Consider the following 15,427-nt stretch of genomic DNA (forward strand, 5'->3'; position numbering starts at 1 on the left):
AGGGTTCGTTAACAAATAAACGCTCTAATTAGGCAGGATTGACTTCTGAGACATCGGTGGATGCACTCGCGATCAAGCGGAAGCTGTCTGCGCTCACGCGAGCGCTGGACGAGCGGAGCCGCCGCCTCGTGTTGGCGGCGGAGGCCCAGTCGTTGGGTCGAGGCGGAATCGAACTCGTGCACCAAGCCACAGGCGTCGCTCGAACCACGATTACGCGCGGCATCCAGGACCTCCGGTCGCCGCCGGACCCCACGCGCATCCGGCGGCCGGGAGCCGGACGCAAGAAACTGGCAGACCAAGACCGGACGCTGATGCGGGACTTGGAGGCACTCGTCGAGCCCGTGACGCGCGGCGACCCCCAATCCAACCTGCGGTGGACCGCCAAGAGTCTCCGCGCGTTGGCGAGCGAGCTTCGCGCCCTCGGGCACCGGGTAAGCCACGTCGTGGTGGGACGCCTATTGGAAGAGGCTGGCTACAGCCTCCAAGCCAACCAGAAGGCGCGCGAAGGGACTCGTCACCCCGATCGCAACGCCCAATTCGAACACATCAACCGCCAAGTTGGCCAATTCCAAAAGGCCCACCAACCCGTCATCTCGGTGGACACCAAGAAGAAGGAAATCGTGGGCGATTTCAAGAACAACGGGAGGGAATGGCGGCCCAAAGGCCACCCCCAACGAGTCCGCGTCCACGACTTCATCCTCAAAGAAAAAGGGAAGGCAGTCCCGTACGGCGTCTACGACCTGACCCGCAACGCGGGCTGGGTCAGCGTCGGCATCGACCACGACACGGCCACGTTCGCCGTGCACTCGATCACCCGATGGTGGGCGACGATGGGTCGCCCCACCTACCCCAAGGCCACGCGCCTTCTCATCACGGCCGACGCCGGTGGAAGCAACGGCGCCCGAAACCGATTATGGAAGTGGGAACTCCAACGCTTCGCCGACCGCACGCGCCTCGCCATCACGGTCTGCCACCTACCCCCAGGCACCAGCAAGTGGAACAAGATCGAACACCGCCTCTTCAGTTTCATCAGCCAGAACTGGCGCGGACGCCCCCTCACCAGCCTCGCCGTAATCGTGAACCTGATCGCAGCAACCCGCACGACGACCGGACTACGGGTCCGAGCCGAACTTGACAAGAGCAAATATCCCAAGGGCCGGGAGATCAGCCGCGAGCAAATGGCCCAACTCAACCTCCATCCGGACGCGTTTCACGGCGACTGGAACTACACGATCACGCCACGCGGACACCATCGGAAATAGAGCGATAATTTTCTAACGAGCCCTTAGCCGAGAGCCAAACCTTTGCGGAGGTCTGCGAGAATGCGTCCTTGTTATCGTATGCCATCCAGATGGGCGAGCCGTTCCCGGATAGTCATTGTCGACAGCGGAACGCCGCGAATAGACCATGTGTGAGACGGGGCATCGGCGTTTCCACCCACCAGCTTCAGGAGCGCTGACTTGGCTGCGTTCACATCCCCCGCCGCCAAGAGTATTCCATCGCGATCCGCTTCTAACTCCTGTTCACTGGTAATTCTGGGAACGGGTGGCAATTCGCCGCGAAAAACTTTGTACGTTTGGAACATATCATAGCCGGCGAGAAGCCAATCGAACCTCGAATCCTGTTTGGCGCGGGCCTCTGCCCAACTGCGAATCGCAGAGAAGAGTTTGCGAGACGCCAAGTGGTTACGATGGATGTGGCTAACCTCGTGTCCGAGGACGAATTCCAATTCTCGATCTGTGAGGACGTCTGGAAGAACAGAATTGACACGAATGATACCGCTCGGAATTCCGTCAATCAACATGCCCTCCGCTTGGGCCACCACACGTCGGCTTTTGCTCAGCCGCACGGCCACACGCGTGACGTGATGCCCAAGTCGACCGAACAAGTTGTCGACTCTGCACTGTAACCGCGCGGTCTTGCTCTGACCGCGTGCGACTCTCGCTTCGTCGGAGGACGTCATGGTGAGGCATGCCGACCGTGCGGCTGGACCTTTCGCGCTCCTCAAAGGAGATCGGGAGAGTTGCGGAGGTCTCATGACGTTTACGAACACCCCATGCTATTCCCACAATTCAGGCACTTGAAGCACGCGGCGTTCCTCACCGTCTTGTGCCCGCACTGGTCGCAGTCGGGCGCGTCGCCCATCATTTTCGACAGGTACTCGTCGGGGTCGAACGATGATTTCGTTGCGGGCTTGACCTCCGTCGTGGCCGTGACACCCGCCTTCTTTCCCCCTTCCGGCGCCGACGGAAACTCCGACAGTTTCTTCTCCGGCCGGTATTTCGCGCGGAACTCCTTCAACATGTTGAGTTCCTCGATCCTTGGCGCCTGTGCCTCGGGGCTGGCGTTGTACGCCTGGAGCACTTCGGGGTTGATGAAGTTCGTCTGGCCGAGGTAGTCGTAGGCTATGAGTTTTCCCACGAGGTCCTTCACCGAGACCACGCTCTTGATGAGCGGATGGTCCGTGCGACCGCGGAGTACGCCTCGCTCGCCCACCAGGTCCTTCACGAGTTCGTTGATCGGAAGCCCGAGCCTCAACTGTTTCGACCACGACATTCCGAGGTCGCGGCACGTCTCGTGCAAGACGGAACCGGTCGAGCCGACGTTCAAGAAGATCTCCTTCAGTTCGCCGAGCGGGTACTCGACGAAGATGATGTGGACCTTCACTGGACCGAGGTCTGCGTCCCAGACCGTGACTTCCACCTTGTAGACGTTGTTGTTCGCGCGGGGCAGTTTCTCCAGGGCGCCGCGTCCGAGTGAAAGCGGCTGCGACGATTCCGTCGGAGCGAGAGGCCGCTCGTCCGCGATTGCGGGGGCTTTGGCCTTCGCGTGGTCCTTCGCCGCTTCGGAGAGGGCCGCCATTGTCGAGGTGGCTCTCGCGCCCGCGTCCACGGTCGTCTCCGATCTCGACCCCACGTCTTTCTTCGTCGTCAACGGCTGCGAGTGCTTCGAGCCGTCCCGGTAGAGCGCCACGGCCTTGAGGCCGAGTTTCCACGAGTCCACGTAGAGCTTCTCGATCTCCTCCACCGTGATCTCGTTCGGCAGGTTCACCGTTTTCGAGATCGCGCCAGATATGAACGGCTGCACCGCGGCCATCATCTTGATGTGCGACATGGGGGCGAGGAAGCGTTTGCCGTTCCCGCACTTGTTCGCGCAGTCGAAGATGGGAAGGTGCTCCGTCTTGAGGTGGGGTGCCCCTTCGAGCGTCTCCGCGCCCATCGCGCCGTTCTTTCCCATCACGTATTCGATGATGTCCGTGATCTCGCCCTCGTCGTAACCGAGGAACCTCAACGCGCGGGGGACAGATTGGTTCACAATCCTGACCACACCGCCGCCCGCCAGTTTCTTCCATTTCACGAGGCTGAAGTCCGGCTCGACGCCGGTCGTGTCGCAGTCCATGAGAAGGCCGATCGTCCCCGTGGGTGCGATGACTGTCGCTTGGGCGTTCCTGAACCCGTGCTTCGCGCCCTCTTCGACCGCCGTCGCCCACTCCTCGACGCCGGCATCCTTGATCGCTTTCGGGAGAAGCTCGGGGATCTCCTTCGCGGCTGCAAGGTGCTTGTTCATGACGCGAAGGAACGGTTCGCGGTTCGTCTCGTAGCCCGCGAACGGCCCTTGCACCTTCGCGAATTCCACGGAGCTTGCGTACGCTGCGCCGCACATTATCGACGTCATGGCACCGGCCCATGCCCTGCCCTCGTCCGAATCGTACGGGATCCCTTGCACCATGAGAAGCGTGCCGAGGTTCGCGTAGCCGAGGCCGAGCGGCCGGTAATCATGGCTGTTCTTGCCGATCGGCCGCGTCGGATAACTCGAGTAGTCGACGAGTATCTCCTGCGCCAGTATCATGATGCGGCAAGTGTGCTTGTAGCCCTCGATGTCGAACGAGCCGTCGGAGCCAAGGAACTTCGTGAGGTTCACGGACGAGAGGTTGCACGCCGAGTCGTCGAGGAACATGTACTCGCTGCAAGGGTTGCTCGCAGTGATGGGGGCTGTGTTCGACGACGTGTGCCAATCGTTTATCGTCGTGTGGAACTGCAGGCCGGGGTCGGCGCATCTCCACGCCGCTTCCGCGATCGTGCGCATGAGCGATCGTGCGCGGTAGGTCTTCGCGATGTTCCCGCCGGTCCGGAAATGCGTCGTCCACATCCCATCGTCCTCGTAGGCCTTCATGAACGCGTCAGGGACCCTGACCGAGTTGTTGCTGTTCTGGCCCGAGACCGTCTGGTACGCCTCGCCGCGCCAATCGTTGTCGTAACCTGCCTTGATGAGGGCGAGTGCCTTGTCCTCCTCGCGGACCTTCCAGGTGATGAAGTCCTCGATCTCCGGGTGGTCGATGTCCAAGACGACCATCTTCGCCGCCCGGCGCGTCGTTCCGCCCGACTTGATGGAGCCGGCCCACGCGTCGAACCCTTTGAGGAAAGAGAGCACTCCGGACGAGGTCCCGCCGGCCGAAAGCGGTTCCCCTTTGGCCCTCACGGCGCTGAAGTTGCTTCCCGTCCCGGAGCCGTACTTGAACAAACTGACCTCGCTTTTCTGTAGGTCGAGCATCGTGTCTAGCGAGTCCGTGACCTTCTGGATGAAGCAGGCCGAGCATTGCGGCCGCTCGTAGTTGTTCGCGACCTGCACGATCTCGCCCTTGGCGAAGTCCCATGCCCAGTTGCCGCCGGAGCTTTGGACGCCGTAGGCGTGGTAGTGTCCTGCGTTGAACCAGACGGGACTGTTGAAGGCCGCCATCTGGTAGGTGAGGATGTGGGAGAGTTCCATCTCGAAGGCCTCGGAGTCCGCCTCTGAGGCGAAGTAGCCGTGGTGTTCGCCGAAGGCCCTTAGCGAGTTCGCTATCCGGAAAACGACCTGCTTGAGGCTCTGTTCGTGGCCCGTTGCGATGACTTGGCTGGGCTTCGTCCCCTGGCCTTGGCTGGTGAGCCCGCCGGCGGTCATGGGGACGCCCGCCTTCCTGAAGTACTTCTGGGCGAGGATGTCGGTGGCAAGCTGCGACCAGAACGTCGGCACCTCGACGTCCTTCATCTCGAAGATGACGGAACCGTCGCGCTCTGTGACACGGCTCACGCGCTTGTCCCACGTCACGGTGTCGAAAGGATGGGCGGCCTTTGTCGTGAACCGACGCTCGACCATGAGGCCGGTTTTTCCCTTGTCCTCGACCGCGCGCACCGTCGGAGCGGTATGCCCGTGCGAGGTCTTTGTCACCATTGCCATCAGTTGTGTCCCCCTGTCTTCCTGCCCGTCGTGTCCAACCCCATCTCCTCCTTCGCCTTGTTCAACGCAATCGCCTTCTTCGCCTTGTACTCGGTCTTGTCGGCCGCGGCCCCGCGCGGCTTCGTTCCCTTGGCGCCGTATGAGAGCGCGTCCTCGACGGCGCCTCCTTCCGAAAGGAGTGTCTTGACCTCCTGTTCGAAGTGCGCGGCGTCCGTGAATTCCTTGTACACGGACGCGAAACGGAGGTACGCGACCTGATCCACGCCTTTCAGCCTGTCCATCACGAGTTCGCCTATCCGCATCGAGGGGATCTCCGTCGTCTCGTCCGAGCGCAGCGTCTCCTCGATGTCGTCGATCATCTGTGCGATGACGTCTCGCGATATCGGGCGCTTCTCGCACGCCTTGAGTATGCCCATTTCCAGTTTGTCGCGGTCGAAATCCTCCACACGGCCGTCGCGTTTCACGACCCGCAATAGCGGCGAATCGACCCTCTCGTAGGTGGTGAACCGCTTTCCGCATGCGACGCACTGGCGGCGGCGTCTCACCGCCGGTTCGCTCGTATCCCGTGAGTCAAGAACACGCGTGTCGAGGCAGTCACAATATGGACATTTCAATGAAAACCACCACCTATAAGTTGTGTCCCATCCCTGGGTATACTACTATCGGTGGTATAGACAAAAGGCATTTTTATACTTTTTGATAAAACGCGGCCCTTATAAGGAACCGACCACCCGCGCCACGGTCGCCGTGGGTTCTGTTCTTCCCCGGATGTAGGCCTTTCGATTCGATTCACCATTGAAGTAGATTTCGACTTTGGATTATCATGTCGGCTACGGGATAAGTGAAACTGCACGCCGGGGCCGGCGCCCAACGTAACGGTCTTTTCGTAAAGACCCGCCACGCGAATCCATGCACCCAGCGAGGAAACCCGACGATTCCTTACCCACCTTCACGACGGACCTTGGACCGGCTTCAGCTGGAAGACGCGCCAAAAACTCCTTGAGCACATGTCCCTTATCCGAAGACCGGTCCAATGAAGCCCCACCCGATCACCAGAGCGTTTGCCGTCACGATGATCGCGCTATCGGCGTCGTCCTTCGGCGGATGCGTCGGGGCCACCGACGAGCCCACGCCCTACGTGATAATCCAAGAGGGGCGGATGCCGGCCGCGAACGTCGCCTTGAACGTCACCGTCAACGACGAGCCGGCGTGGTCGGGCTTCAACAAATCGCTCTTCAACGGCACCGCCGTCGTGGACTTCTCGAAAGCGTTCGTCGTGGTCTCCGTCCTTAATCCCGGAAACGACACGATCCACGTGGACCGCGCCACCATCAAGGGTGACGTCTTCAACGTGTATTTCAAGGTCTCGAAGGGCGAGCCGTACGATGGCCCGATCCCCTCGGTCTCCATCGTGAAACTCGATAGACGTGGAATCAAGACACCGATAGCGCTTGTCGTCCACGAACGCGCGTAGCGCGCGGCCAGAGCGTCGCCCGCTTCAACGCAGGGCCTCAATCCAATATCAGCGTCGATGTGTAATTGCCGAACCCGGTGACGGCCATGAGACGCAATCGATAGAAGCCCGCGGGGAGGTTGTTGTTGATGACCTTGTCGAGGACGCCAGGCCCGGCGTACGAGGCGTTGACGAGGGTGCCGGTCGCGTTGTAGAGCCGTAGATCGAAATCGGCTCCGACGGGCGATTCGAGGACATAAGTGAGGTTCTCCCCGGCCGTCACGTTCACCTTGTACCAATCTTCGGTGTCCGCCACTATTGGTTCGAGCGTGCCGGTGTGGTTTCCGGGAAGGATCTCATCGGCCGTCGCGAGACTCCCCGCGGCGTCGCGCCCGAGTCCAGAATCGTTTTGAGGGATCGGCCGCGTGATGACGACGTAGAGCGAATAGAGGCCCGCGCCACTCACCGGGGAACTCTTGACGAGCAGTTTCCAGTCGCCGGCCTGTGTCGCGTAGTGCCTGAAAGAGGCCGAGTTCCCGCAGCAGCTCGTCACCTCGGCCGCCGTATTGAGGTTCGGCTTGGTGAGGCGCAGGCTCGCCGATAGCGGCGGCGCGGCGGAGATTGTCGCGTCCACGATGTCGCCCACGTCAAGGAACAGCCTGTACCAATCCTCGGTGTCCCCGTCGGCAGGCCGGAGCTCGCCGTCGGTTATGGGCTTTGGCACCTCGGTCGCGTAGAAGTAGTGGCCGGGGGCGTCGTAGCCACTTGCTCCGTCGTCTTGCGGGAAAGGTTGGATCTCGAGGTCCAACGTGTAGGCCCCTATGTCGCCGGCCGACAACGGGATGAGACCCTGCGTGTAGACGAGGACTTTCCAATAGCCCGTCACGTCCACGGGGATGAAGATGTGGTCCTCCTGAAGCTGCGTCGCAATCGAGTTCGCGCGGTACCGGAAGCCGGAATCGTAGAGGACGAGGTCGAAGTTGCTCACACCGGAGGAGAGGTTGAGCCGGATCAACTGTCCACGCGTCGCATAGAACGCGTACCAATCCGACACGTCGTCGGGAAACGCAAGTATGCCGTCGTGCCCGCCCGCCGCGATGAGCCTGGCGCTTGTCGGGCTGTCGCCGGCGTCCCCCGGCTGTCCCGCGTCGGACTCCACGGGGTTAAGGAGCGTCCCAGCCAGCGCTGGCGACGAAAGGGCGGCACCCAGAAGCATCACGGTCGGGAATGCCGCGGCCCAGACTTTACGTAGTTGACACTTTCCCATCCGACGCACGAGGGGCTGAACGGTGTCGCGCTTATTGTACGTTCTTCAGGATTCCCTATTACACGGCGAGAGGTCTAGTGAGAAGATATGATTACGCGGTGCGAAAGTGTCGACGCTTGCCGTGAAACGGACGCGTTGGACGGGAAAACGGAGACCATGGTCGGGAGAATGGCGGCGTGAAAACGCCTCACCGTTCCACGTAATGGCCGCGTCTTCAGTTCCTCGGTCCTGCCGGGAACTTCACGGGCGCAAGCGGGAGGTTCCGGGCGGACTGCGCGTAGGCGGTCGTCTCCACGCCCCCGGCCGCCGGAACGTGGGAATAGATGACATGCACCTCGCCCTTCGGCCCGATCTCCACTTGGAGGAAATCCAGGAGGCGTCGCGCCATCGGCCCCGACAGGACCGGTTGAGGGTCCGCCTTGATGACCTGCCAGTGCGGTTCGGCCGAATCGGCATCGAGGCTCACGGCGAGATACACGTACATCGCATCCTGGTCCGTGACGCGCGTCGGGCCGACGCTTGCGTTCGGGTAACCATACCAAGCGACCGCGACCTTGCCGGGCCCTCCAGCCGCGATCCACGGCATGACGTAGCTTCCCGCGGGCGACACCGTCTGCGCCGCGCTCCACGTCCCGTCGGCGAGTCGATGGGCGACCCGTATCGAGTACCCGACGGAAGCGTTGCCTTCGTCCCACACGACGTACGGCGTCCCGCTCTCGTCGATCGCGGGCGTGATGAACCCGTACGTGCCTTGCCCGTCGGGCATCGTGTAGACCGTCTCGTTCGCCTCCCAGCTCGCGGCCGCATCGACGCTGTGGTCCGCGATGATGCGTTGGTCCGGGGATCCGACGACCCAGATCTCGCCGGGGCTTCTCACGGCGGCGTTCGGGAAAATGTAGGAAGTCACGAAGTTCGGCTCGACTGGGAACGTCTTCCCGCCATCCGTGGATTTGTAGACATATCCCCCGGCGGTCGCCCCGCCGGCGTTGTACACGAAGTAGACGACGTCGTTGCCCTCGGCGCGTATCCAGGGTCGATCCTCAAGGGGCCGAAGCACCTGGTAACTCGTGTGGCGCCACGTGCCGTCCTTCGTCCATGACGCGGTCTGCGAGTGGGCAAGCGAGATGTCCACCCAGAAGAGGTCGCCGTCGTCGTCTATTGCGAGGTCGCCTTCGACGCCATACGTCTCCCTGAGCTTGGTGTCGGACATCAATTCCGTGAACGTTACGCCATCGTCGCGTGAGACCCAGATGGGGGGCGCGTCGCCGACGCAACAGACGCCGGTGGCGTAGATCGTCCCGTCGCCGGCGATCTCTATCGAAGGCTCGGAAAGGCCGCAATCGTAGGGGGGTGTGTTGTCCGAGGCAGTGCAGGAACTCGGCACCGTGTACGCCTTCGAACCGAGTTCGTAACGCCTGACGATCGACAGCCCGAGGTTCTCGACGGCCGCCATGGGCTTCTCGACCGCAACCAGAGGGAAAAAGAGGGGCGAGGTGAGGTCGCTCGACCGGACGGACGCGTAACCGGCCGCTTCCACGACCAGTTCGGTCGCTCCTGGAAGGACGGAGATGACGAAGAACCCTGAGGAGTCCGTCGAGGCGAGCACGATCGGCTTCTCCGACGCAAAAAGCGTCACCGAGGCGCCCGCCAACGCAGCACCCGTGACGGAGTCGGCGACGAGGCCTTCGAGCGTCGGGTAAGACGTCGCGGCCTGCGGCGCCTCAAGGACAAGATCTGGGGGAGACGCGGCCGGAGGTTGGACGCACCCGGACACCGCCATGACGGCGGTGATGAACACGGCGAAACCCGCCCCTTTCATTGCGAAACAGCCGTTCTCATGGCGTTTAATCCTTGTGGAACAAGGGTTTCGCCTGTTGTCGCCCCGATAAATGGCTTCCGGTGGGGTCTCTCGCCCCAGACATGCCCGTGAGGTCGTTCACATGAAATCGCTCAACTTGCTCTTCTTCACCTTGTCCGAGAGGAAGAGCGAGTTCATCGACTCCTCGATGAGTTCGATGCGCTGGCGCGTGTAGGCGTCGACCGCGTATTTCTCGCTGATGCGCTTGGAGACCTCAAGGTACTTCTTCACCGACGCCTCGTGGACCGTCATCGTGAGGCCGTTTCCGCAACGTCTGCCGCCCGCCTCCTTGATGCAGACGCCGGCGAGCGGGATGCGCCGGTACTTCGTTCCGCATTTTGTGCAGCGCATGCTCTGCTTGCTGAACGCCCTCAGGTTCCCGATGAGATCGGGAAGGAAGTGCGTCTCGATGACGCGGCTTGCGACGTTGGCGGCGTCGACGGCCCGGATCTTCGACGCGAGTTCCAGTTGGCCTTCCATCTTCTCCATCATGGTACCAAGCGATTTGTAGGCGGAGAGGCGCGGGCCTTCCGCGATGTTCTTCGTGTCGTGCGTGAACCGGAAGCCGCGGTACTGGGAGGTCTTCCCGAGCCGTTTTGCGACGTCGTCGATGAGCTTCGACACGTCCTTCGGGCTCGGGTGGGTGGTCGTCGCCTCGTAGAACGCCAACGGGTACGAGGCCCCGACGTCGATGTTGTGGGCCTCCTTGTCGATCTCTGACGGGTCGATCCTGGTGGCGAGGACGAGTGGTGCGTCCATGAGGCCGCCGGTCGAGCCCGGCAGGTACGAGCGGCTGAAGTTCACGAGCGCGTCGAGAAGAAGCATCACGCAGTCCTCGTCGCCGTCGCAGTTCCTGCGCTTGGACGCGTGGTAGAAAGGATGCGCGAACCCGGCCTGGGCGTCCGTCCAACCGATGAGGCGGCCCAAGACGCCGCCCGAGGTGTGCGGCGCAAGCCCCACAAGCAGGTGCCCGATGAGGTCCTGATCCTTCTTCAGGCGGTAGTGGCGCGGGAGGTGGTAGTACTTCTCCAGAAGATCGTCCATGAAGGCGGCCGTCCTCGCCAGGTACTCGAGGCAGCCCTTGCTCACGACGAGGTCCTGGGTGAAGAGTTCGAGGACTTGATCGTCCGTCTCCAGGGGCAGCCCGTCGATGTCGGTCTTGTACCCAAGGTCCACGAGGGTCTTCACGTCCACGTGGATCTCGCGCGGCCGGAAGTGAGTGAGCGGGACGTCCGTCATGTCGAACCGGGTCGTCCCGTCCTTGAAGACGTAGACGCCGTGGATCGCGCGTAGGACCCCTTTGTGAAGCGGTTCGGGCGTCTTCTGCCGGCTGATGAGGCCTTGGACGCCCTTCACGCCGTCCGGGACCTTCGTAAGGCCCAGGTCCTTCTCCACCCCGTCGACGAGTTCTCCAAGGTCTACGCGTTGCGGCGTGGGCCGTTCCTTGGAGACGAGCGTGTGTTTGCCGCAGGAACCGCACCGGTTGGCGAACGTGCGCTCGCCGCAGCCGCTGCACGTGCGTAGGCCCACCTCGACCTCGACGACGCCCCGGGGCAGGCTCGACGCGACGCTTCCGTCGGCCGCCCGCGTCCTTCCGACCGAGCCGGCGTTCTCGGGTCTCGCGATGCTCTTCTTTTGTGACTCGGGGACGTAGCCCTTGGCCGCATCGACGACCTTGCGCTGGGCGCCGCCGGCGATCCCGATGGGAAAAAGCGAGTGCACCGGCGGGTTCATGAGGCGTTCGGCCGCCTTCTCGGGCCGGCCCATCCGCGCCCCGATTCGGTACGGGGAACGTCCCTTGATGACCACACCTGCGAGTTTCGAGGCGATGGCCAAGGGGTCACGCTCGTCGCCGACGGCCGCCAGCGGAACGCGCCTTACCATCGTTTCGCCGCGGACGTCAAGTCCAAGGCCACGAAGGAGTGAATAGGAGTGGCGCCCGAGCTGGTTCTCACCGTTTCGAACGTCGTGGAGCGCACCCAGTGTGACGAGGAGTTCCTTCATGGCGGCTTCGGCCGGTAGCACGAGCGTCCCCCGCTCCCAACGGCCTTTGTCTTCGACGAACTGCGAGAGGGCCGCCATGTCCCTGGCGCTGAGGTCGTGCCAGAAGAGGTTGAAGCGCGGATGAAGGGCGACGCCTGACTTCTCGGCCAACGCGAACGCCTCCTCCGCGGTGCTCGGCGACGGCACGGGGCCTGTCTTGGAGTCGGGTGTTCCCGCGTCCGCTTTGGGGCCGGCTGATTGCGAGACGGTGGTGCCGCCCGCCTGCTCGTCGCCGTTCCCGGCCGCCCGCATCTCCATTTCCCACCATTCGACGCAGTAAGGGCTCTGGGGCAAGACTGCGTTGTTCTCCGCGAACTCGCCGAAGGGGATGAGTATCTCCCCGAGGTCGACGACGCGCTTCACGAGAGGACGGAGTTCGACCGCCTCGGCCGTCGAACCGACCTCGACGAGAGCTCCCGAGGCCAAGAGCACCATGGGGCCCTCGATCGTGTCGCAAGGGGTCACGACCGTCCCTTTACCAGGCCGTTCGATCTTCATCTGCGTGCCGACGGCGAGGAATTCGTCGAGGAGGAACATCGTCGCCGGGTGTATCGCCGTCGAGGCGAGGCCAGCGGTGCGGGCCCTGCCGTACCGGAGACGGAAACCCCCCGCGCACGATGGGTGGGAAAAAACGGGGCGGCCGGCGATGAGGTCGTCCATGAACCTGTGGTTCGGGGTGATCTCCGGCTTTGCCCCGGTCTTCGCGCCGGGCTCCGCCTTCTTGCCTTTCTTCATGAGCTCGTCAATGAACTCCCAACCGTCCATGCCGAGCGTCTTCACGTGCTTCTGGATCTTCGCTGCCTTCTGACAGACGCCCTCCGCGAGGACCAGGGCCATGCCGCCTCGTAGTTGGTTCGTATCAAGCCGCGGTAGGTCGCGCTTCCCGGTGACTTCGCGGTCCTGCGTGCCCTCGCCGTCGATCGATACCGGGCAATTACGCACCACGAGTTCGACTTCGGCGTCGCTTGGGCTGTACTGGAGCCTCACTTCCTGCTTGTAGGCGGGGATCTCCTCTTTGTACCGGTCGATCTCGTCCTGCGACGGGATGTAGCGGGCAAGCCCCAGGTCGCGCCGCGCCAGATCGCCAATGAGGACCGAGAGCGCCTGGGCCGTGCCTCCGGCCGAACGGATGGGGCCGGCGAAGAGTATTGAGACGTATTCGGTGCCGTCGACGTTGCGCCGGAGCTTCGTCTCCGAGATCCCGTCGAGCGGGGCGACCGTTATCCCTTCGGTGAGGATGGAGAGGCCCGTGCGGATGGCCTTGTCGACGGCCGAGCGCCGGTCGCCGGTCTTGGCGTGCCAGTCGCGTGCGACCGTCTTTGAGACGGCGAGGGCGACCTCTTCACGGTTCTTCCCCTGTTTCGTCTCGTCGCGTATGAGTTTCGCAACGCCCGGTATCTCGACTTGGGCCTCGACGCGCGCGGCAAGGTCCTCGGCCGGTGGCACCTCCACCTTCGTCTCCGGGTCGAGGCCTTGCGAGCGCGCCCGTTCGGCGATCTGGTATTCGATGCGCGTCGCCGTCTCGAGCCGTTTGAAGTATGCGGCCATCTCCGGGCTCAGGCCGTCGTTTTGCGCGATGACCACATCCGAGACGTCGCCGTCGAACGCGTCTTCCTCCGCTTCGCTGGGGTCGTCGATGTCGGCCTCGTCGGCCTCCCCGTCCTCCATCTCGAAGTAGCCTTGCACGTTCCACCACCGGCCCGCTCGTCAGGGCCTACGCTCGCCCATGTACGTACTTATACATACACCCCCGAGCTTCTCCGCCGGCCGCAACCTGGCGCGGGGTACATCCTCATGTGGACGACCCACCCGCCGGACCCGGCGCTTCTACCTTAGGGCCCAATGCGTCCTACGACGCGACGTTCGATGAGTTGTAATTGAAATCCAGGATTGACGCCTGACCAGACGCCAAGTCTATGATCGGGACGCGTGCCGGCTCCGGCGCGAGGCCGAGCATCTTCTGGTAATCGGTCTTGTCCTGCCATGTGGAGGAATTCACGAGAGTCACCCCGCGATACGTCCCCACCCTCGCCGAATGCACGTGGCCGGTGACGAAGATGTCCGGCGCGCTCTCGATGACGAGGTGGTCCTTGTGCTCTGGCGCTATTGGTGTCCGTCCCCCGTAGACGGGGCAGAGGTGGCGCCTCTTGATCATTTCCCGCATCGCGCCGAGGGGGTCGCTGTACGTGAGGCCTTTCACGGACGTCATGTAATCGTCGAGCCCGTGCCCATGATAGGCGAGGACGCTCACGCCCTCGATCTTGAACCTGCACGGGTTTCCCACGAACTTGACGCCGGGCCTGAAGAGCTTCTGCACTTTGAGAGGGAAAGTCGGCTGCGGTTCCGCCTGCCGGACCGCGTCATGCTCTCCCGGGAGCATTATCACTTCGACGCCTTGCGGGAGCCGGGCGAACTGACGCGCGGCCTCGGCGTACTGGTCCATGATGCTGGTGATGGCAAGTTCGTTCCTTTGACGCGGATAGACGCCGACCCCGTCGACGACGTCACCGCTCACGACGAGGTACTTCACGTTCCTTGCCTTCGCACGCTCCCGCTCGTCGCCGTGACGGCCGTTCATCCATTCGATGAAGCGATCCCATTCACGCGAGAGGAATGTCTTCGACCCGAAGTGGATGTCGCTGATGAACGCGGCGGACACGTTCCTCGTCGAACGGGCCGAGACCCGTTGGAGCGGGATATCCGGCCGGATGATGTCGTTTGGCTCGTTGAGGATGACCAATCCTTTGTCGCGAGGATCCTTCTTGAAGATCTTCCCGATGACACCTATCACCTCGTCCTGGACGATGGACTCGGCCGCCTTGATGCAATCCGGGTTCTTCTGCGACGCGAGCACCGACGCGGAACCCGTCTCGTCGTCCAGATCGATGAGGAGATGGCCGTTCTTCGTCTTCCGCACCGAGCTCACCATGCCGACGACCTTCACTTCGCCCGTGCCCTGCCAGATGCGGTCGATCGTGGTGAAGCCTTGGAGCTCCGGGCGGCTTCGCAGCATCGCCTTGATGGACCTGTACCGGTCCTGGAAATGTCTCTTGAAGTCCGCGAGTTCCCCGACGCATGAAGACTGGCCAGTGATGTCCCTCACGACCTCCACCATGGGACTATCCGAGGAGACGCCCGGCGGCAACTCGGAGGCGAACACGGGCGTGAAGGGTGCCACGGGAAGGGTGGGTGAAGAAACGCCGCGCGACGTGTCGCGAGCGCGATCCAACTCTGACATCTCGGCGACGAACCCCGCATAGGGCGTTAACCGGGGGGCGCCGGGATATCCACCGCCGGCAGCCGACGGCGCTTGGAACAGGGACGGGAAGGAGAGATCGCCCATCGACCCTGAAGCGTCCGCCGGCGGCGCGTGAAGCCGTTGAAGGTCGGAGAGGGCGATGACGAGCGGCGCGTCCTTCATCCCGGACATCGATTCCCGGAGGAATTCGAGCGGCCGCTCCTGTGTTTCGAGGAAGGCCGCCGCCATTGGGTCGAGAAGGACCCCACGGCTCTCAAGGAAATCGAAAACGTCTTTCACTCTTGGCCCATCCCATCGGCCTAAGCGTATGCAGCGTCCCCTCTTTCAAAG

9 protein-coding genes are annotated in these 15,427 nt (G+C 62.7%); 2 read left to right on the plus strand and 7 right to left on the minus strand.

What is annotated here, in order from left to right:
- Positions 1-56 precede the first annotated feature (56 nt).
- Complete coding sequence (locus HY556_08110) at positions 57-1,262, plus strand: ISAzo13 family transposase (protein MBI4393741.1); 1,206 nt, start codon at positions 57-59, stop codon at positions 1,260-1,262.
- Positions 1,263-1,333: 71 nt separating this feature from the next.
- On the opposite strand, the gene HY556_08115 is transcribed toward HY556_08110, so the two are convergent.
- The 3 genes from HY556_08115 to nrdR all read right to left on the minus strand — a co-directional run bounded on the left by HY556_08115 (position 1,334) and on the right by nrdR (position 5,831).
- The gene (locus tag HY556_08115) at positions 1,334-1,855 is read right to left on the minus strand and encodes a M48 family metalloprotease (protein ID MBI4393742.1); all 522 of its coding nucleotides are present in this window, start codon (positions 1,853-1,855) and stop codon (positions 1,334-1,336) included.
- 188 nt (positions 1,856-2,043) lie between these two features.
- The gene (locus HY556_08120; protein ID MBI4393743.1) at positions 2,044-5,217 is read right to left on the minus strand and encodes a vitamin B12-dependent ribonucleotide reductase; all 3,174 of its coding nucleotides are present in this window, start codon (positions 5,215-5,217) and stop codon (positions 2,044-2,046) included.
- The gene (gene nrdR / locus HY556_08125; protein ID MBI4393744.1) at positions 5,217-5,831 is read right to left on the minus strand and encodes a transcriptional repressor NrdR; all 615 of its coding nucleotides are present in this window, start codon (positions 5,829-5,831) and stop codon (positions 5,217-5,219) included. The genes HY556_08120 and nrdR overlap by 1 nt, the downstream gene beginning before the upstream one ends.
- A 419-nt stretch (positions 5,832-6,250) precedes the next feature.
- On the opposite strand from nrdR, the gene HY556_08130 reads away from it, so the two are divergent.
- On the plus strand, positions 6,251-6,691 hold the full coding sequence (locus HY556_08130) for a hypothetical protein (protein MBI4393745.1): 441 nt from the start codon (positions 6,251-6,253) through the stop codon (positions 6,689-6,691).
- Between the two features lie 37 nt (positions 6,692-6,728).
- On the opposite strand, the gene HY556_08135 is transcribed toward HY556_08130, so the two are convergent.
- The 4 genes from HY556_08135 to HY556_08150 form a co-directional block, all read right to left on the minus strand.
- Positions 6,729-7,946 (minus strand): PPC domain-containing protein, encoded by a 1,218-nt coding sequence (locus tag HY556_08135; GenBank protein ID MBI4393746.1) that lies wholly within the window; start codon positions 7,944-7,946, stop codon positions 6,729-6,731.
- A 205-nt stretch (positions 7,947-8,151) separates the two neighbouring features.
- A complete protein-coding gene (locus HY556_08140; protein ID MBI4393747.1) occupies positions 8,152-9,756 on the minus strand; it encodes a carboxypeptidase regulatory-like domain-containing protein in 1,605 nt (534 codons plus the stop codon).
- A gap of 117 nt (positions 9,757-9,873) precedes the next feature.
- Positions 9,874-13,386 (minus strand): DNA polymerase II large subunit, encoded by a 3,513-nt coding sequence (locus tag HY556_08145; GenBank protein ID MBI4393748.1) that lies wholly within the window; start codon positions 13,384-13,386, stop codon positions 9,874-9,876.
- A 301-nt stretch (positions 13,387-13,687) separates the two neighbouring features.
- The gene (locus HY556_08150; protein MBI4393749.1) at positions 13,688-15,376 is read right to left on the minus strand and encodes a DNA-directed DNA polymerase II small subunit; all 1,689 of its coding nucleotides are present in this window, start codon (positions 15,374-15,376) and stop codon (positions 13,688-13,690) included.
- Positions 15,377-15,427 lie beyond the last annotated feature (51 nt).

The organism is Euryarchaeota archaeon (assembly GCA_016207515.1).
Classification (GTDB): domain Archaea; phylum Thermoplasmatota; class SW-10-69-26; order JACQPN01; family JACQPN01; genus JACQPN01.